Source organism: Cupriavidus sp. 05T313, assembly GCF_056396665.1.
In genome coordinates this window covers 14,925-32,611 of record NZ_JBFTLX010000099.1, presented here as the reverse complement: position 1 = coordinate 32,611, position 17,687 = coordinate 14,925, and the positions used below count along the sequence as shown (strand labels likewise).

Here is a 17,687-nt window from a genome sequence, read left to right as displayed (position 1 = left end):
TTTGCCTTAGCGTTGACTCAGTATCATTGAGTCGCTGCTTGGCATCGGAAATTTGCTGATTGATGCGTTGGAGTTCATCCGCTGCAATACGTTGATCGTCGGGGCTTCTCTCGACAACCCTCTCGATCACCTTGGCGTGCTCCGCTTCGGCTTGCAGACTACGGATCTTGGCCTCCAATCGGACGACATCCTCCGCTAGCATGTCGGCAAGGCGCTGGCGTTCCGTGGCGATGTTCGCAGTTTGCATTTCCTCGTACTGGATGGCAGTGATCTTGCTCTCGAGTTTCTCGATGGTGCCCTTCATCTCGCGTTCAATATCGGCGCGTTGCTGACCGTGCGCCTCGATCTCGGCATCCTTGGCCTGGATTTCGGCGTCTTTTCTCCGGATGTCATCCTCCGCGTTGGCCAGGTCCTGCTCCAGGCGCTCGGTGGTTTTCATCAGGTCCTTTACCAACGGCTCGTTGATGGGCTCGCCGCGCAACGCGCGCTCCCGAACCGCGCTGAGGAGTTCCTCACTCGCACCGTCGAGTAGTTGGAATGCTCTCATCGTGGTGGCATTGATCAACTCGCTCGGATCGTTCATTCCTTTTGTGGCGGCCATACAACTGGAACCCACCTTCAAGTATCTCCACAGAGAGCCACGCGCGAACCCGAGGGACTGACAGGAGTACTCCTCGAACGCATCGCCCATGATCCCCTTCAACTGATGCAACGAGATGCACATTGCCACCACATCCCTGGCCAATCGCTTCTTTGTGGCGTAGATCTCTGCGGAAAGCGAGTAGACCTGGATCCTCACCTCGTCCGAAAGATCGAGATCAACGGGTAGCTCAAACCTTTTGTTTGGGTCGTATAGCATGAAAGCTCCAACAATTTGCGCGATGACCCTCGGCCTCAGGGTCGCGCGGGTTACTACTCAAGACCGCCCGCCTTGATGGCTTCAACACAGCCAGCGCCAACCTTTAGGTATCTCCACAGAGAGCGGCGCGCAAAGCCAAGGGATTGACAGGCGTATTCGTCGAAGTCGACGCCCATGATCTCCTTCAACTGATGCAGCAGGACGCACGTAGCAACAAGGTCTCTGGATAAGCGCATCCTCGAGTTGCGAATCTCAACGGATAGTGCGTGCGCGCGGAGCCTGATGTCGTGGGGTAGCTGACTGTCCACCAGACATGAGCACTTGGTACCCAATTCGAACGGCATGGCGAGCCTCCTTTGTTAGTGCGGCTAAATTGGTGATGATCCCTTACGGATCATTTGATAAAAGAGATGGTGCCGTTGAATGCTAGCTAATTCCGAAGGGAATTTGTTGCCCCCCCCCACTCATGTAGGGATACTAATGAAAAATAGAAAAATAAGAGAGCCAGACTTTGATTTGGGAAACCCACGAATATATGAAGCTTATCCGGCCATTAAGTGCCCAAAGATTGGCCAGTGACGTTTTGAAAAGCTTTGCAAATCAACGTGTTGGCGTGATGAAAGTTTGCCCGCGCGGGCAATTCAGACCTCGATATCGTATTCGCGTGAGCTGAATGTCAGYGGCGAATTTGTTGGCATAAATTCGCCGAATATCGTGTCGTTTTCTCATCACGTGGACGTGCATTGACAAGTCGCGGTCGTTTTCGGTGCCCAATCGAAAATGAAACGCCGTAGAAGTCCTGCAGGATTGGTCTATATGGAACTATCGACGATACCGCCAGCAGCGCTGCTGGCTTCCCTGGATGCCGATCTGATCGAAACTCTGCGATCCGCGTCGGGATTCAACCGTGCTCAGTTCGACCGCCACATACAGCCGCTGGTGGATCGTCTCGCCGCATGCGTCCAGGCCCTTCCCCTGGCGCGGGATGCTTACTGCGAGCAGGGCGGCGCACTACGATTCGGTGTGGTCAGCGGGCTGATGGCATTTCGCCTCGCGGACAGCACCATCTTTGCGCCCAATCACACGGCCGAGACGCGCCGCGTGCTTGACCCGCAGTATCGCTATAGTGGCTTTGCGGCTGCGCTTGCTTCCGTGCCCGCGATCCTGGAGGCTGTTGCGATCGTGACAGTAGCCGGGCGGCGTTGGTCGCCATTGAGTGAGGTGTCGCTGACGCAGGCGCTGGTGGATGCCGGCGTGCAGGACTATGTTGTCAATTGGAATCCGACGCCGAGAGCGCCTTCCCGCATGGTCGCCGCGTTACTGGCCGGACGCTTCTTTGCGCCGGGCGGTTGGGGCGATTTCGAGGAGTCCGTGATTGGGGCACTTGCCGATGCGATTCTGCCCGTGCGGGGCGCCATCGCGGTGGAGGCACCCCTGTGCCGGGTGGTGCGGGTCGCCCAGGACAAGGCCTTCGAGATCGACGGAAAGGAGAGAGCAAGGCGCATCGACGAATTGGGCGCGCCGCGGCTTGCCTTGCGCGACCTTCTCGCGCTGCCTGAGGCGACGGTTGCGCCGGCGCCATCGCCCGGACAGGCACCACCTGCCCAGTTGGTTGCGACCGCGCCAGCACCCGGAGGCGCACCGACACCGGCTGCACAAAGCCCCAAGCAGGGCGGAGGGGACGGCATGCCGCTATTGAGCCCGTTAGTCTCCGACTTGCTAAAGGCCATCCGGGTGGACAAGGACGTGGCGCGAATTCGCGCAGACTGCTCTACCGATGAGGAAGGCTTCCGCTTCCCCAAGAAGGCGCTTGTGCGGTACGGGATGGCGCCGGCGACGGCTACCAAGCTGCTGGTGGACGAAGGATTGGTCAGAGATCAGACCGCGACCCACTTGGTTCTAATTCCGGCGGTCGGTACCTTCCTGTTTGGCGGGGAGGCGGCCTGATGCGCACGTATCGCGACATGTTCCGCCCGAACTACGATGTGGCGACGGCCGGCGTGTGGGCGGGCTCCGCGCTGTTCCTGTCGGCGTCGCAACCACCGCTATGGTGGGTGGGGGCGCCATTCGCCCTGTCGCTCGGTGCGCTGCGCGTACACCAGGCGCTCGAGTTGTATCGCTTTCGCATTTCGCTGTCGGTGCTGCGTGCCGAGACACTTCCTGCGGAGGAGGTGCTGATGCGTTCGCGCAGGGAGCGGGTGCCAGCTGGATTCCCTGACGGGGCACACGCTCATCGTGGGGACTACGCGTGCAGGAAAGACCCGGCTCTATGAGCTGATCTCGACGCAGATCATCGACTTGCCAGATAGCACGCTGTTCGTGCTGGACCCGAAAGGTGACCAGGAGTGGGAACGACGCCTGCGATCGGAGTGCAAGCGGGCAGGGCGCAAGTTTCTGTACTTTCACCCGGCGCATCCGTCAAAGTGCATTCGGATCAATCCGCTGGCCAATTGGGGCAATATCAGCGAGGCCGCAACGCGCCTCACCAACCTCATTGACGCGGACGAGTCGTTCCGGTCCTTCGCCTGGAAGTCCCTGTACCGTGTCATGTCTGGCATGGTGGCGTGCGGCGTGCGGCCCAATATCAAGAAGGTAAAGCGTTACATCCAGATGGGCGTCGAGCCGCTTCTGGAGCAGCTTCTGACGCAACGGTTCTTCGCCGCCGAGGGACCCTCGTGGGACCGGGATCTCATGAGCATGGCAGGGGGAAAGCCAGCCAGCCGTCTGGAACTGATGATCCAGAAGTACACGCTCGAAACCGGGAATGCTGACGAGTGCATCGATGGCCTGGTTGCCATGGTGCGACACTCCAAAGAGCACTATTCGAAGATGATCCAGGTGCTGGAGCCAATCCTGGAAATGCTCGGCTCGGGCGAGCTAGGCGCGATGCTCTCGCCAGACCCGGAGGACATCAACGATACGCGGCCAATCTACGATACGGCCAAGATGATCAACGAGCGGGCTGTCGTCTACATCGCGCTTAATTCCCTACCGGACAAGATCATTGGCTCGGCAATCGGCAGTGTGTTCTTCGCCGATCTGGCGTCGGTCGCCGGCGCCATCTATAACACCACCGGCAAGACCAACGTCTACATCATGGCGGACGAGTCGGCGGAGCTGACCAATGACCAGGCGATTCAGATCCTGAACAAGGCGGGCGGGGCTGGCTTCAAGGCGTTTATGGCGACACAGACCGAGGCGGACTTCATCGTGCGGCTGGGCTCAAAGGAGAAAGCGCGCCAGATGCTGGGCAACCTCAACAACGTCATCTGCCTGCGCGTCAAGGACTACGAGACGGCGAAGTGGATCTCGGAAAGTTTTGGGCAGACCACCGCACGCAAGCAGAGCACGTCGTACTCCAACACGTCCGAGAGCTCCACGGCATTCACGGAGTTCCGGGGCAGCACCGGGCGGTCCATGGAGGAGACGGAGGCTCCCTTTGTCTCGCCGGACCTGTTGACCAGACTGCCGGGTCTCCATTACTTTGCATTTCTCGGTGGCAGCACGCTGTACAAAGGCCGCCTTCCCCTGATCGCACAATAGCGACCGAAGACATAGACGAAGACAGAACAACAACAATGAAAAAGTACGAATACACGCCGCTGAACCGGCTTGCCACCGATATCGGCGTTCAGCCCGCTGCCCGTAAGGTTTGGTTCGCGCATCCCCTGCTCAAGGACCTGACCGTTCGCTTTCTGCAGTACGTAGGCGATGGCAAGGTGAGCTATCGCTTCCTGGTACGGGACACCGTGCGGCTCGCGCTCACCGCGTACATCGCCGCGGAGCGGCGCGGTGGGGACGCCATGGGCTGGTACCTGTTCACCTGGATCGAGAATGGGAGCTTCATGTACCAGTTGAACTGTACGACCACGGATGGCGAACAGTGGGATCCCTCGCAGCAGAGCCTGAGTGCCTTTGCGGAAGGGAAGGATGGGCTCGTCTGGACGCCCAACGGGATGAGCCAAACGGAGGCCATCGAGCGCTTCGCCAATCAATTTCTGACCCCCGTGATGGCCGAGACGCTGCTCCGGAAGTACCGGGACCGGACCTACTAGCCAGCCGACTCATGATCCTCTTCGCCGAAAAAAGCGAGTTCAACCAGCACATCCTGTTCTGGTGGTTGCTCGCGCCCCTGGTCGCGCTGCTGATCCTGCCGGGCGTCATGGCGCCCGAGTCATTCCAGGTCGAACCAGCGGAGGTGCGCTTCCTGTCGAATTGGGGCGGCCAGCATCGGGAGGTGACAGCCAGGGCCGACGACAAGTTCGAGCGCTGGTTTGTCGCCCCGGGTTGGGTAAAGCGCAGCGTGTCCCTCACGCAACCGCAACGAATGGGCGGCCCGGGGCTTTCCGCCGGCGCGACCGGCTGGCTTCGGGACTGGGTGACTGGCTTCTGGATGCTGGTGTACCGCGTGCTCTGGCGCGTGCTTGCGCTCGGCCCGCTCTACCTCACGGCGGCCATTGGTTTTGCCTTGCCCGCATTTGTGGACGGCATTGGTTCACGGCTCAAGAAGCGCTATGACTTTGGCCAGCACAACCCCATCTTCTTCTACTCGAGCATGCATTTCGTCCTTCTCGCGATTGGGCTCGCCATGTTCGTGCCCATCACGCCGCTGACCCTGACGCCGATGGTGCTGGGCGGCTTCTTCCTGGCGACGGCCGCGGCTGTCTGGGTCATGGCTGCCAACCTGCAGACGGGCGCCTAACTCTCGAATCCGGCAAGTTTCTGTGCGCGTTTCGCCGGAAAATTCCGCTGCCGGCGCGGGATCATGGTTGCCATGATCCAAGCCAACATCATCGCCGACGCGATCGCCCGCAGCCTGAAGCCGCTCCTGCCACTACTGGCGGACGAGGCGGTCAGCGAAATCATGGTCAACCCGGGTGGGGCCGTCTTTGTCGAGCGTGCCGGCAAGGTTGTCGATACCGGCATCAGGCTGGCCGAGCACGAGATCCACATCGCCATTCAGGCCATCGCGAAACAGGTTCGCAAGGATGCGGTCGCTTCCTCGGCCGATGCCATCGTGGATGCGACGCTCGACGGCATGCGCTTTGCCGGCGCGATTGCACCGACGGCGCCCGACGGCTCGACCTTCTCCATTCGCAAGCACCTGCCCCCGGACAAGCGTCCGACGCTGGAGCAGCTGGTCGCCCGCGAGATGCTGACCAAGGCGCAGGCCGACAAGGTGATCGAGCTCTTCATTCGGCAAGGCAAGAACCTGCTGGTCGCTGGCGGCACCTCCTCGGGCAAGACCACGCTCGCCAATGCCTTCCTCGGCAAGGTGCCGCCGCACGAGCGCGTCATCACGATTGAAGACGCCCGCGAACTCAACATCACGGTCCCGAATCATGTGGCCTGGGTAGCCAATCACCAGGCCGGGCTGACAGCCCGCCTACTGGTCAAGCTGGCGATGCGCTTCCGGCCAGACCGCCTGATCCTGGGCGAGACGCGCGGCGACGACACCTATGACCTGATCCGCGCGATGAACAGTGGCCATGACGGCACGCTCACGACGGTGCACGCGAATGGCGCCGAGGAAGCCCTCGATGCCATCGAAATTCTATTTCAGCAGTCTTTGCCGCCGGGGGCGCAGTTCGACGCCAGGACGACGCGGCGCTACCTCGCAAAGACGATCCATCTGGTGGTGTACGCAAAGAAGCATGCCCGGATGCTAACCAACCACGAAGTCGGCATCGAGCGCCGCGTGGAACAAATCTGTCTTGTCAAAGGAGTGGATGAACATGGTCAATACGTACTTGAAGAAGTTTAGGCTCAAGCCGCACCAGATCGTCGTGCTGACGGTCCTGGCGGTCTTCTCCGCCTCCGCGGCTGCACAGTCCGCCTCCGGCGGCATGCAGGCCTTCTGCTTCCTGATCAACTATTTCAAGCAGATCGTAGGCGCGATCGCGGTGCTGGCGATTTTCCTGTGGGTGATCGGCTACTTCAACAAGCAGGCACACCTCTCGGAATTGGGCCAGTACATCTTCCTGGGCTGCGTGATCGCCGTCGCCGCCTACACGCTCGTAGCCGCCACCGGGCTGATCCCGCCGGCCTGCTCGATCTGATGCGCGAGTCCGTCACCTACCTCGCCTTGCAGAAGCCCATGCTCTCGGGCGGCATCGGCCTGAAGGCCATGGCCATGATCTGGCCGGGCGTGGGGCTGGCGTGCTTTCTCGCGACCACGCCGCTGCCGTTGGCAGCGGGGATCGTGATGCACGCCGTGCTGCGCTGGGCGTACCGGAAGGATCCGCAGGTGATCGACATCTATCTCAAGTATGCCGAGACGGCAGACCATTACCAGCCGCACGTACGGGACCGCTTCAAGGGGGCGCAGCGGCCGGTGGGCTATGGGCGAGGGGTGCGATGCTAGAGATTATGTACAAGAAGGACGAGGTCGAGCACCCTCAGCAGGAGATCCTGCCGTGGCTCGACTTTGTGACGCCGGAATTGCTGCTGTGCAAGGACGGCTCCCTGCTGGCGGCCTACGCCTATCAAGGGCCGGACCCGGACAACCTCGATGACGACCTCGTCGACCAGGCCGTCACGCAACTCCAGCGCGCTTTCGGCCAGTTCGACTCTAGATTGACTGGCTGGTGGATCGTCGACAAGCGCAAGGACTATACGTATCCGGAAGGCGACTTCGACAACACCACGGCAGCCCAGCTCGATCGGCTGATCGGCAACACCTTCCGGTCGGGCATTTCCTACCGCTTCCGGCATTGGTTCTTCCTGCTCTACACCGGCCACCAGGGCGTGGAGGGCTATCTGGATAGCGTCACGCGGCTGATGAACGAGGAGGGCAGGAGCCTTCCCGTCGCGCTGTTGCGTGGCGCGCTCGGGTCCGTCTCGGCCAGCACCGAAGTGCTGCGGGACCGGGACCGGCTGCAGCAGGCGGTAGGGGAGTTCGAGGGCTTGCTGGGCATGTTCGACACGACCATTCCCACGATGCGATTCGAGCGGCTGGAGCGCCGCGAGTTCTCCAACGCCCTGTTTCATCTCGCCAACCCGGCGACACGCCTGGCACCGCCCGCGAAGCCACAGGGTGTGCTGCTCGACGGCTGGATCGCAAACGGCTACATCACGACCGGCAAGCAGGTCATGGCCTTCCAGAGCGAAGGGGACGTGCGGTACTGCGGCGTCATCGGGGTGAAGGAATGGCCTTCCCCCACGTCGCCGTTGCTGCTCGAAGCGCTGATTGGGTCGGATGTCGAAATGACGATCTGCCACATCATCCGCTTTCTCGGCAAGGAACAGGCGAAGACCGAGCTGAAGGGGGCGGTGAACTACTACCGGATGACGCTGTTCTCGCCGTTCAACTATGTGGCACAGAAGATGGCGGACGCGACGCCCGAGCCGGATAGTGGCAAGCAGGACCTGCACGACGAATGCAAGGAGGCCATGCGCCGTCTGTCGTCCGAGGGGCTGGGTTTCGCGTACCACAATCTCTCCATCGCAGTCTATGCCGATTCGGAACATGACTTGACAATCGCTTGCCAGCTGGTCCACGGCCGTCTGGCGGATGTCGAGTTCGAATCCGTACGCGAGCGGCAGAACCTGGGACCGTCCTGGGAAGCGATGCTCCCGGGGCAGTGGGCGAGGCAATCCCGCTACCATCTGGTCAGCCTGGAGAACGTGGCCGACGCGTCGCCCATCTTCACGATGGATGAGGGCTATCGCGAGCACCCCTATTTCTCCGAAGTCCTGCGCAGGCCCGTCTCGGCGCTTGCGCAGTTCATCGACGGCTATGGCGGGCGATACCACTTTATCCCGCACGTCGGGCAGGTGGGCCATGCCGTATTGATCGCGCCCACCGGCGGCGGCAAAACCACCTTTGTGTCTCTCTGCCTCAGCCAGTTCCGGCGGTATTACGATCCGGAGATTGGGCAGTCCAACGTCTACATCTTCGACCGGGACAACTCCTGCCGCATCACCACCGAATTGCACGGTGGGCAGCACATCGACATGAAGCACGGCCAGATGCGGTTGAACCCGCTGGCGGTGTTGCGGGACGGCTCGCCCGATGGGCAGCTGTGGGCCCGGGAATGGGTCATCCAGCGGATCATGGAGGGCGGCTATCGTTGCACCGCCGAGGATCGCGATGCCATCGACAGCGCCATCCAGAAGCTGGCCATGTCGACACAGGACATTCGCCTGTCCACCCTCGCCATTCAGCTTCCGCGGCATCTGGGCACCGAGCTGGGCGAATGGCTGGAGGGGCGGCCGTATGGCATGTTCGACTCTTCCACCGACGACTACTCGCTGTCGAGCTGGACCTGCACCGAGATGAAGGATCTGCTGGCGGTGGATCGGCTGGCGCGCGCGTTCATCGATTATGCCTTCCGGAAGATCCATGAGTCGCTCGATGGCCGACCGACCTTCATCTATCTGGAAGAGGCGTCGTTCCTGGTCAATCACCCCGCGTTCGCCCCCCGCCTGGATGACTGGCTCAAGACCTTCCGCAAGAAGAATGCCTTCCTGTGGCTGACGATCCAGTCGCCGACCTCGATTACCTCCTCGGAGATCTCGGCCACGATGACGGACAACATCCTGACGAAGATCCTGCTCGCCAACAAGAGTGCGGAGGCGCATCGCGAGGCCTATATCAAGTACTTTGGCCTGACGAACGAGAACGTCGATATCGTCAAGACACTGATGCCGCAGCGCGAGTACCTGATTCTGAGCAACGGCTTTGCGCGTGTCATCCGTACCGCCCTGGATTCGAAATCGCTCGCATTCCTGCGATCCGAGGGGCACCTGCAACRCCGCTTTGATGAGCACAAGCGAAGCGGCAAGCCCAACTGGAAAGCCAACTACCTCGTGGAGACCGCCGCATCATGAATCTACTCCGTCCCGTTTACCTGACCCTGATCGCGTCCCTGATTGCCGGCACTGAAGCCCATGCCGGCGGCGGCGGGATCGTCTTCGATCCGACCAACTGGATCCAAACCTCCGTGACGGCGGCGTCCACTGTGAAGCAGGAGGCAATCGCGGTAGCCAACGCGGCGCGAACGGTGCAGATGGTGATCAACTCCGGCAAGATGATCCAGCTTCGCGAACTGGGGATCAGCGACCTGGCGCAGGCAGAACAGATGGTCGCGCAGATCGGACGCCTGAATGGTGCCGACGATGCCCTGCTGCAGGCCCTGGGCAAGAAGACCGATTTCATCGGCGATGTGACGGCCCTGTATGGGGCGTCGCAAACCAACAATTTCGGGAGTTTTGTGAATGGGATCACGCAGCGAGCGGCGTTGGGCAATGCGAACGCCGCGAACCTGATCAACAAGCATGAGGCGCTCAACCAGGGTATCCAGATTGCGCAGCAGAAGCGCCTAAAGATCGCCAACGAGATCGGCAACGTGCCCGGGGCCACCCAGGCGATCCAGGTGGCGACCGCCGCGCTGGACACGCTCATCGAGCAGAACCAGCTGCAGTCAGCCGCTGTCTCGGCGCAACTGGCGAGTGCTGCCAAGAAGGAGGCGGCGGATACAGCGCAATCGCAGACTGCCGACCGTAACGCAATCGACTACGCCACAGGTATCAGCCAACGGCTTCAGCAGCTTGGCATCAAATAGGGCACGGCTCTCACCAATGACTCCGCTCAGCGTCATCCTCCTGCGGCTGTTCGCCGCGCTCACCCTACTGTTGGCCGGTACGCTTCCTGCGTTCGGCCAGGCCAGCGCAGATATCGGCAGCGAGACCGGCCCTTACATTGGCTATCCGATAAAAGCAGGCAAGGCGAAGCCCGATGCATCCTCCGGAGTATGTGACTCCGCCCCAGACTACTTCGCCGGGATGGAAAAGATCGGCGAAAAGTTGCAGGTCCTTGAGGGCTTTGAGAGCAGTTTGTTGACGAAGGCGAAAGGCACCGCAGCCAAACTCATGGTGCCCGCCAAAGTAGTTGGCGGGACGCTTGCACTGATTTCCCTGCTATGGGGCCTGATCGTCGCGCTGGGTACCGAGAAAGGCACCCCCATTACAGTCGTGATCGATGTCGTGTTGCCCGCATCGGTCGTCGCGCTCTTCCTTGGCTACTACGATCAGTTTGTCGACGCCCTGGTGGGTGTCAGTAAGCTAATCTCGTCCGCAGCTTCGTCCCCCTGGGTGGCGGTGTTGAAGCTTGTGGGATCGATGCTGAATACACTCATGGGTGGCCTCACAAATGTGGTAGCGGCCTTCTATTGCGCCAAGTTTGGCTTCGCCACGCTTGGGGTAGTTTTTGGGAGTGTTGTGGCCATTGCTCTGTTGTTGATGGCGACCTACGTCATGATCAGGGCGATTGTAGACATCGTTGCGGTGATCTTCCTGGGGCCGTTCCTTGCTGCGGTGGGTGCGGCAGTCGGCCCCATCTTCATCGCCTTCGGTGCTTCCAGTTGGACGCGGCCTTGGATCAGCAGCTGGGTGGGTTTCCTGATTCAGGCGCTCCTTCTGAACTTCTTTGCCGCCCTTGTGCTTGAGTTGTTGGCGGCGCCATTTGACGGACTTAGCACGACGATGCACTTCGCGGCGGTCGCAGGGAACGGGGGCCTCACAGTGGCGCTGGACGCGCTCGCGATATTGGGTATGTCGCTGATCGCGTCACGGATCTTCGGGCAAATCCCGCAGATTGTCTCGACGCTGTTCCCAGGCAATCTCGGTGTGGTGACTGGGGATGGTCGCAAGAGCACGGCTAAGGCTGCCGGCGAGGCAGGAGGCGTCCTGAAGGATGTGGCGATGAAGATCCCAGGCGTAAAGACCGCAGCCGCGGGCGCTACGATGCTCACGAACAAGTTGCTCGGGCGCAGTGGCGGAGGATCGGGGTCCAGAGGACCCTCGGCAAAGGGAGGGCAAGGACAGGCCCGGCCATTCAAGACCGTGAACAGCACCAGTGGCCAGCGCGCTGCGAGCAGGATGGCTGCCCGAAGGGGCAAGTCCTAGCGCGCATACGCTGCGTGTCCAGGCACACCACGGCCCGCTTCGGCGGGCCTCTTCTTTGGTCGCGCGCCACATGCCCTATCGAATTCCGAATCAGAGCGAATTCGCATCAGCATTCGAAGCGGAAAAAGTTCCCACTGGTCCAAGAATGGGCCTCATGAACCTATTCCGCAAATCCGTGAACGCGGGGTCCGCGAGCAAGGCCCCGCCTGATTTCACACCCGGTCCCCCCGAAGAGGCCGCGCGCCGTGTCCACTATGAGATGGGCGCCGGCTCGCGCATTGAGCGCAACCGTTGGTTCCTGGTCGCGTGCATCGAGGCGGTGGCGCTAGTCGCAAACGGCGCAGCATCGATTCGCCTGTTTCCGCTCAAGACGGTGGAGCCCGTCGTGATCCACCAGTCTGACTCCGGGCGCCGGGTGATCGACACCAACCAATCGGGCGCCTGGGTGCCGGACCAGCCCGCGCTGTCATACGCGCTGAACCTATGGGTCGAACAGGTGTTTGCCATCAACGGGGCGACGGTCGAGGCGAACCTGGCGCGCGCCGCCTCGAAGACGATCGGCACGGCGAGCGACCAGCTGCGTGACCTGCGTCGCAAGGAGAACCCGCTCGTGCTGCTGCGGGACAACCCGCGGCTGGTGCGCGAGTACGAGAACCTCTCGATCAACTTCCTGGGCAGCGACGCTGCCTTGATCCGGTTTCGCACCACCACGCGCCGGGCGCCCGGCGCCGCGCCCGAATCGCGCAGCTATGCCATGACGATCAACTTCAACGTGGTCAAGCCGACTACGCGCGAAGAGATCCTCAAAGATCCCGCCGGCGTCTACATCACCGGCTTCAACCTCAATGATGAAGCGACGAAATGAAGCGACGACTCCTGACCATTTTTCTCGGCGCCGCCATCTGTGTCCCGGCGGCGCACGCCAAGCCCCAGCCTGCTGCGTCGGCCGACGAGAAGGTGTCGGCCGCCGCGCTGCCGATCGAGGTGCCGGACGAAAGTCGCATCGTCATGTTTACCTACAGTCCCGACGCAATCTTCCGGGTGCTGACGACGCCCGGAATGATCACGCACCTGGAACTGGAGGCAGGCGAGGGCGTGGTCGAGATGCCGGCCATCGGGGATTCGATTCAGTGGCGCGTGAGTGGCGGGCCCCGCAATCTGTACATCAAGCCGCTGCGACCGAATCTGGTGACGACGCTCACGGTGGTGACCGACAAGCGCACCTACCAGCTCGAGTTGCGCTCGGGCGAACCGGGCGCGAAGCGCTTCCAGAAGGTGACCTTCCACTACCCGGAGGTGGAGGCTGCTCTGACGCTCAAGGAGCGGGACAAGGTTGAGACCGTGGCAAATGATAAGGCGCGGCTCAAATCGCAGGAGCTGGGTGGCGTGCCAGATCCGACGGCCTATGAGTTCGGCTATGAGATGGAGGGCGACGCCCCTTTCAAGCCAACCACGGTGTTCAACGACGGCCGGCAAACCTTCCTCCGGCTGCCCAGCGTTCAGGACCAGCCTGGCGTCTTCCTCTATGAAGACGACAAGCCGTCGCTGGTGAATTACGTGGTGAAGGGCGACTACGTGGTGGTCGATCGCGTCGCCAACAAGCTGCTGCTGAAGCTCGGCAAGCGTGAAGTGCGGGTGATCCGCAAGACCGCGCGGTGGAGCTGGGGCAACTGATGGCGCCGGATCTCAAAGACCCTTTCGCCGAGGATGCGCGTAAGGCGGCGCCGCGGCCCGTCGCGAGTAGCGAGCCTTCGCCGTCGCTGACCAAGGGCAAGGCACGCCGCAATCTGCATATCCTCGGACTGATTCTCCTCGCAGCGGCTGTGGTGACGTGGATGTTCTGGCCACAGTCCCCGAGCAGCGTGGCGGCGCCAGCGCCCGTGTCGAAAGCCGATTTGCCGGAACCGGAACTGGCCGGCAAGCGCCTGTTGCGCGATCTGCAAGAAGACGCGAGCGCAAGCACGCCGGCAGCGGAGGGGAGGAGCACGCCCGCGCCGATGCCGACGCCGATGGGGAACGGAAGCGCGGCCTCGCGCGCGCTCGCTACGCCGGACCCAGCCGTCGGCGCTGGTGGCCCCAGCCGCGAGGAAGAGATCTGGGCCGCGCCCATCGCGACCGGGGCCACGGTGACCCTGAAGAAGACCAGTGCCACGGACTCATCTGCCGGGGGGCAATTGGTGCAGACAGCGGCGGCACCGGGGCCGGCCAGCGCGGAGGCCCTCGCCGAGCGCCAACTCGGGCTGCTGTCGCAACTTGGCCAACAGCAGCCGGCAGCGAGCGTTCGGTCTGGCGATAGCGCGTTCCTGAAGCAAGCCGCGAACGACGCGCCGAACCTGACCAATCGGCAGCAGCCGGCCTATGGGCAGGCCGCGGTCTATGAGGGGACCGTGGTTCGGAGCGTGCTGATCACGGGCGTGAATAGCGACATGCCCGGCAAGGTCACCGCTCGCGTGACGTCGACCGTCTACGACTCGGTCACGCAGCGCGTTCCGCTGATTCCTGCTGGCTCGACGCTGGTGGGTGTCTATCGGAACGAAGTCCAGGTCGGGCAGACCCGCGTGCTTCTGGCGATGCAACGGCTGATCCTGCCCAACGGCACGTGGATCCCACTGTCCGGCGCGTCCGCCACTGACATGCAAGGGATGTCCGGCCTGGATGCTGACGTCAACAACCACTTCCTCAAGATCTTCGGCAGCTCGCTGGTGGTTGGTGCGGCTTCGTTGCTGGCGTCCAAGTCCTCGCAGAACGTCACGGTGAATGTCGGCGCCGGCGGCACGCAACTGGGTGGCTCCGTCTTCGCGCAGTCGCTGTCCGAGACGGTGCGAACCATGCTCCAGCGCAACCTGAATATCCAGCCAACGCTCACCGGCGATGCCGGTTCCGAGTTCCTGTTTGTGGTGTCACGGGACACCCTCATGTCGCCATGGAGCGCAGAAAAGTGATCAAGACAGCCATTGCCTCCCTCTTCCTGGCCGGCGCGGCGACCTGCGCGCTGGCGCAAGGCGCCGAGTCGCCCGTGCGCATCGTCTTCAACGACGGGGTCAACACGTACATCCAGGCCCATCCGGGTGTTGCCCTGACCGTCCCTGACGCGGTGCGTCGGCAGGATGCGTTGCTGGTGCGCGGCATGCCGGTGGAGATCATCGCGTATGCAAACGGCCGCCGCTACGAGATCCGTCGCACGGGCAACTCGAGCCAGGCCTATGTCGTGGATCTGGTTACGCCGCGCGAGATTGCCGCGACACAAGCCCCGCTCCCAGCCGCGGTCCCAGCCGCGGTTCCCGTCGCGGCGCCCACGCCCGCTCCCACAGCCGCCCCAGCGCCAGTGCAGGCAAAGGCGGATCGCACCGCTCCTACCGCAGCGCCAGTGACAACCGCAGCGGCTGCGGATGACGCGCGGCTCGCCGTCCCCGGCTCCTCCGACGACGAGATCCGGGCGGTGATCGCGGAGGCGAAGGCCAAGGGTTGGACATCGATCAGTGCGGCAGGCGACCCCGAGTTCATCATGCGCGTGCATTCCCTTTGGAACGAGGTGTCGCCGGCGTCGCCGGTGGCATCGAAGTGAAGCAGCGTGGATGGGTGGCGTGCCACCCGGCCCGCGTCGAGCAGGTATCAATTTCTTCAACGGAGAGGTCGAGATGGCCATCAAACAAACGTGCGCGACCCTGCTGCTGGGCCTGATGGTCTCGAGTTCAGCCGGCGCAGCCAACTTCATCGTCCGCGAAAGCGGGCGCGTCCCCCAGGGCACAGCACAACCGGACCTGATCGCAGAGCGGATCGCTCAGCGCGAGGCATCCGTACCCGTTTCTGCGTCGGTGCCAGCACCGGCCCAATCGGGGTGGCAAGTGACTCCCGCTGATCAGAACGTGCGCATGCTGTTGACCCGCTGGGCCAGCGCGGCTGGCTGGTCGCTGGTCTGGAGCGCCGAGCGGGACATACCGCTGGTCGGCAGCGATCAGTTCCCGGGCGACTTCAAGTCCGCCGTCCGGGAGGTCCTGCGTGCCACAGACATGAGCGATGCCGCAGTGCAGCCGTGCTTCCACACCAACGCCGTGGTGCGCGTCATCCCGGCCACAGCCCTGTGTGATCGCGCCGAGTAAGCCGCGCCGCAAGGGACAGCCTGCCCACCAAGGATTGAAACCAATGAATATCACCTTCAAACTCGCCGCGTGCGCGGCTGCCGCCACCGCCCTGGCCGGCTGCGTTTCCCCGGAATTGACTCAGCGCGCGATGGGCGAGTATCAGAACGCCGCCAACAAGGCCGATACCAAGCGGGCCGAGATCAACCGCGCGATCGATGCCAATCGTGCTTACGTCGAGCAGGCACAAGAGGTCAACCGTCCTTACCTGGTCGGCAAATCGGTGCCGCTGGCCCGGGACGTCCGTCTGCCGCGCGCGTTGCAACGCGGCTTCAAGACGGCCGTGTTGTTCCCCACCGGCAGGGTGTCTCTCGCCGAGGCGGCGCAGCGCATCGGCCTGGTCACGGGTATCACCGTCAGCATCACGCCGGACGTCTACCTGGCGGCGCTGTCGCTCATGCCCAAGAGCGGCACGATGGATACGGGCGCGGCCAAGGTCGGTACGCTGGGCGCCCAGCCGATCCCGCCGGTGCCGTTGCCGTCGCCCACGGGCCTACCGCCGACGGCAGGCAGTGGCTTGCCGCCGGCACCGCTGCCGCTGCCCACACCGGGTGGCGGCGCAGGGATCGTTCAGCCCGACTCGCCTACCGACCTGGACTTCCCGCGGATGGAAGCGCCGTTGGCGCAGATCCTCGACAACATCGCGAGCCGGCTGCAGATCCAATGGAAGTACGACGATCAGGCCAATGCGATCAAGTTCTACCGCCTGGTCACCAAGAGCTGGAACCTGCCCGTTTCCCCGGCCACGAACTCCTATTCGACGGCGTTGTCGGGGCCGACCTACCAGAGCAACAACAGCAATGCGCTGACGACACAGCAGGCCGCCAACGCGGTGCGCAGCGAGGCGAGCGGCCTGAACGAGCTGACGTCCATCAAGGAAGCGGCCGACAGCGTGCTGACCCGGGTGGGCACGATCAATGCCAACCAGGCCACCGGCACCATCACGATCACCGATACGCAGGATGCGGTGGAGCGTGCTGACGCGATCATCAAGGAACAGATCAAGATTCTGTCCCGTATGGTCCTGTTGCGCGTCCAGACGGTGCAGATCACCACCACCGACACCGGGGAGAGCGGGGTGGACTGGAATGCCTTGCTGACCAAGGCCCTGGCGCACATCCCTGCCTTCAGCCTGTCGGCGGTCTCGCCGGCTTCGCTGGTGAGCAGCAATGCCGGCACGCTGGGGCTGAACATCATGTCGGGCGCGGGCAGCGGCACGCAGGCGATCATCCGCGCGCTGGCCGAGATCGGCCGGGTCCAGACCTCCACCGAGCTGCCGCTGTCGACGCGCAACCGCCACGCGATCAGCTACAACGTGCGCAACACGTTCTCCTACGTGAGCAACACCACGCCGGGGGTGGCCTCCATCTCTGGCGGAGGCTCCACCCCCGGTATCCAGACCGCGCAGGACTCCACCGGCCTGAAACTGGTGCTGTTCCCCAACGCCACCAACAAGGACAGCGTGATGCTGACCTTGTCGCTGGACCAGTCCGTGCTGCAGAGCCTGCAGACGTTCGTGTCTGGCAGCGGCAGCAGCGCCCAATCCGTGCAGTTGCCCAATGTGAACGGGGAGGGTTCGACGCAGGAGGTGCCGATCAAGAATGGGCAGACCCTCATCCTGACGGGCTTCGACCGCGTCAACTCGCAGTACGACCGCCGCACAATGGGCGACGGCGCGCCATTGGCCCTTGGCGGCTCGCTTACGCAGAGCCGCACCCGGACCACCACCATCGTGCTGGTGTCGGCGGTGATCCGCGACGCCGATATCTGAGCGCGGGGGC

General features: G+C 62.7%; 18 protein-coding genes. 17 read left to right on the top strand and 1 reads right to left on the bottom strand.

Translation table 11 applies throughout. From position 1 onward, the window contains the following. Positions 1 to 859, bottom strand: an 859-nt coding sequence (locus AC1DKD_RS21285; protein ID WP_477143675.1) for a hypothetical protein, incomplete at its 3' end; no start/stop codon positions are given. An 816-nt stretch (positions 860 to 1,675) separates the two neighbouring features. Here AC1DKD_RS21285 and AC1DKD_RS21280 point away from each other — a divergent pair. From AC1DKD_RS21280 to AC1DKD_RS21200, 17 genes are all read left to right on the top strand, one after another. Then, a complete protein-coding gene (locus AC1DKD_RS21280) occupies positions 1,676 to 2,806 on the top strand; it encodes a TraI domain-containing protein (protein ID WP_477103145.1) in 1,131 nt (376 codons plus the stop codon). After that, positions 2,806 to 3,132, top strand: coding sequence for a hypothetical protein (locus AC1DKD_RS21275; RefSeq protein WP_477143674.1), 327 nt, complete (start codon positions 2,806 to 2,808; stop codon positions 3,130 to 3,132). The genes AC1DKD_RS21280 and AC1DKD_RS21275 overlap by 1 nt, the downstream gene beginning before the upstream one ends. Further along, on the top strand, positions 3,095 to 4,402 hold the full coding sequence (traD, locus tag AC1DKD_RS21270; RefSeq protein ID WP_477143673.1) for a conjugative transfer system coupling protein TraD: 1,308 nt from the start codon (positions 3,095 to 3,097) through the stop codon (positions 4,400 to 4,402). The genes AC1DKD_RS21275 and traD overlap by 38 nt, the downstream gene beginning before the upstream one ends. Before the next feature lie 35 nt (positions 4,403 to 4,437). After that, positions 4,438 to 4,914: a hypothetical protein gene (locus tag AC1DKD_RS21265; protein WP_477103143.1), complete on the top strand. Its 477-nt coding sequence runs from the start codon at positions 4,438 to 4,440 to the stop codon at positions 4,912 to 4,914. 11 nt (positions 4,915 to 4,925) lie between these two features. Continuing rightward, positions 4,926 to 5,561: an IncC plasmid conjugative DNA transfer DtrJ family protein gene (locus tag AC1DKD_RS21260; protein ID WP_477103142.1), complete on the top strand. Its 636-nt coding sequence runs from the start codon at positions 4,926 to 4,928 to the stop codon at positions 5,559 to 5,561. Positions 5,562 to 5,624: 63 nt separating this feature from the next. Next, on the top strand, positions 5,625 to 6,623 hold the full coding sequence (locus tag AC1DKD_RS21255; protein WP_477103141.1) for a CpaF family protein: 999 nt from the start codon (positions 5,625 to 5,627) through the stop codon (positions 6,621 to 6,623). Further along, entirely contained in the window at positions 6,595 to 6,918 is a 324-nt protein-coding gene (locus AC1DKD_RS21250; protein ID WP_253932277.1) for a hypothetical protein, read from the top strand. Before AC1DKD_RS21255 ends, AC1DKD_RS21250 begins: the two co-directional genes overlap by 29 nt. Continuing rightward, a complete protein-coding gene (locus AC1DKD_RS21245) occupies positions 6,918 to 7,223 on the top strand; it encodes a VirB3 family type IV secretion system protein (RefSeq protein ID WP_253932276.1) in 306 nt (101 codons plus the stop codon). Before AC1DKD_RS21250 ends, AC1DKD_RS21245 begins: the two co-directional genes overlap by 1 nt. Positions 7,224 to 7,228: 5 nt before the next feature. Then, on the top strand, positions 7,229 to 9,691 hold the full coding sequence (locus tag AC1DKD_RS21240; protein WP_477143672.1) for a VirB4 family type IV secretion system protein: 2,463 nt from the start codon (positions 7,229 to 7,231) through the stop codon (positions 9,689 to 9,691). 131 nt (positions 9,692 to 9,822) lie between these two features. Further along, positions 9,823 to 10,425, top strand: coding sequence for a hypothetical protein (locus tag AC1DKD_RS21235; protein ID WP_477143671.1), 603 nt, complete (start codon positions 9,823 to 9,825; stop codon positions 10,423 to 10,425). Between the two features lie 16 nt (positions 10,426 to 10,441). Next, positions 10,442 to 11,767: a type IV secretion system protein gene (locus AC1DKD_RS21230; RefSeq protein WP_477103138.1), complete on the top strand. Its 1,326-nt coding sequence runs from the start codon at positions 10,442 to 10,444 to the stop codon at positions 11,765 to 11,767. Between the two features lie 154 nt (positions 11,768 to 11,921). Further along, on the top strand, positions 11,922 to 12,632 hold the full coding sequence (locus AC1DKD_RS21225) for a VirB8 family type IV secretion system protein (RefSeq protein ID WP_477143670.1): 711 nt from the start codon (positions 11,922 to 11,924) through the stop codon (positions 12,630 to 12,632). Beyond that, positions 12,629 to 13,441, top strand: a complete 813-nt coding sequence (locus AC1DKD_RS21220; RefSeq protein WP_477103136.1) for a TrbG/VirB9 family P-type conjugative transfer protein — start codon at positions 12,629 to 12,631, stop codon at positions 13,439 to 13,441. Before AC1DKD_RS21225 ends, AC1DKD_RS21220 begins: the two co-directional genes overlap by 4 nt. Next, positions 13,441 to 14,709, top strand: coding sequence for a TraB/TrbI/VirB10 family type IV secretion system protein (locus tag AC1DKD_RS21215; protein WP_477103135.1), 1,269 nt, complete (start codon positions 13,441 to 13,443; stop codon positions 14,707 to 14,709). The genes AC1DKD_RS21220 and AC1DKD_RS21215 overlap by 1 nt, the downstream gene beginning before the upstream one ends. Beyond that, positions 14,706 to 15,332, top strand: coding sequence for a hypothetical protein (locus AC1DKD_RS21210; protein WP_477103134.1), 627 nt, complete (start codon positions 14,706 to 14,708; stop codon positions 15,330 to 15,332). Before AC1DKD_RS21215 ends, AC1DKD_RS21210 begins: the two co-directional genes overlap by 4 nt. Positions 15,333 to 15,405: 73 nt before the next feature. Beyond that, positions 15,406 to 15,867, top strand: coding sequence for a toxin co-regulated pilus biosynthesis Q family protein (locus tag AC1DKD_RS21205; protein ID WP_477103133.1), 462 nt, complete (start codon positions 15,406 to 15,408; stop codon positions 15,865 to 15,867). 43 nt (positions 15,868 to 15,910) lie between these two features. Next, positions 15,911 to 17,677: a type II secretion system protein GspD gene (locus AC1DKD_RS21200; protein ID WP_477103132.1), complete on the top strand. Its 1,767-nt coding sequence runs from the start codon at positions 15,911 to 15,913 to the stop codon at positions 17,675 to 17,677. The last annotated feature ends 10 nt before the right edge of the window (positions 17,678 to 17,687 follow it).

Coding starts and splice junctions, on each gene's coding strand:
- AC1DKD_RS21245 (WP_253932276.1), top strand. CDS start 6,918: ATGCGCGAGTCCGTCACCTACCTCGCCTTGCAGAAGCCCATGCTCTCG.
- AC1DKD_RS21200 (WP_477103132.1), top strand. CDS start 15,911: ATGAATATCACCTTCAAACTCGCCGCGTGCGCGGCTGCCGCCACCGCC.
- AC1DKD_RS21250 (WP_253932277.1), top strand. CDS start 6,595: ATGGTCAATACGTACTTGAAGAAGTTTAGGCTCAAGCCGCACCAGATC.
- AC1DKD_RS21225 (WP_477143670.1), top strand. CDS start 11,922: ATGAACCTATTCCGCAAATCCGTGAACGCGGGGTCCGCGAGCAAGGCC.
- AC1DKD_RS21215 (WP_477103135.1), top strand. CDS start 13,441: ATGGCGCCGGATCTCAAAGACCCTTTCGCCGAGGATGCGCGTAAGGCG.
- AC1DKD_RS21265 (WP_477103143.1), top strand. CDS start 4,438: ATGAAAAAGTACGAATACACGCCGCTGAACCGGCTTGCCACCGATATC.
- AC1DKD_RS21275 (WP_477143674.1), top strand. CDS start 2,806: ATGCGCACGTATCGCGACATGTTCCGCCCGAACTACGATGTGGCGACG.
- AC1DKD_RS21205 (WP_477103133.1), top strand. CDS start 15,406: ATGGCCATCAAACAAACGTGCGCGACCCTGCTGCTGGGCCTGATGGTC.
- AC1DKD_RS21220 (WP_477103136.1), top strand. CDS start 12,629: ATGAAGCGACGACTCCTGACCATTTTTCTCGGCGCCGCCATCTGTGTC.
- AC1DKD_RS21260 (WP_477103142.1), top strand. CDS start 4,926: ATGATCCTCTTCGCCGAAAAAAGCGAGTTCAACCAGCACATCCTGTTC.
- AC1DKD_RS21255 (WP_477103141.1), top strand. CDS start 5,625: ATGGTTGCCATGATCCAAGCCAACATCATCGCCGACGCGATCGCCCGC.
- AC1DKD_RS21280 (WP_477103145.1), top strand. CDS start 1,676: ATGGAACTATCGACGATACCGCCAGCAGCGCTGCTGGCTTCCCTGGAT.
- AC1DKD_RS21230 (WP_477103138.1), top strand. CDS start 10,442: ATGACTCCGCTCAGCGTCATCCTCCTGCGGCTGTTCGCCGCGCTCACC.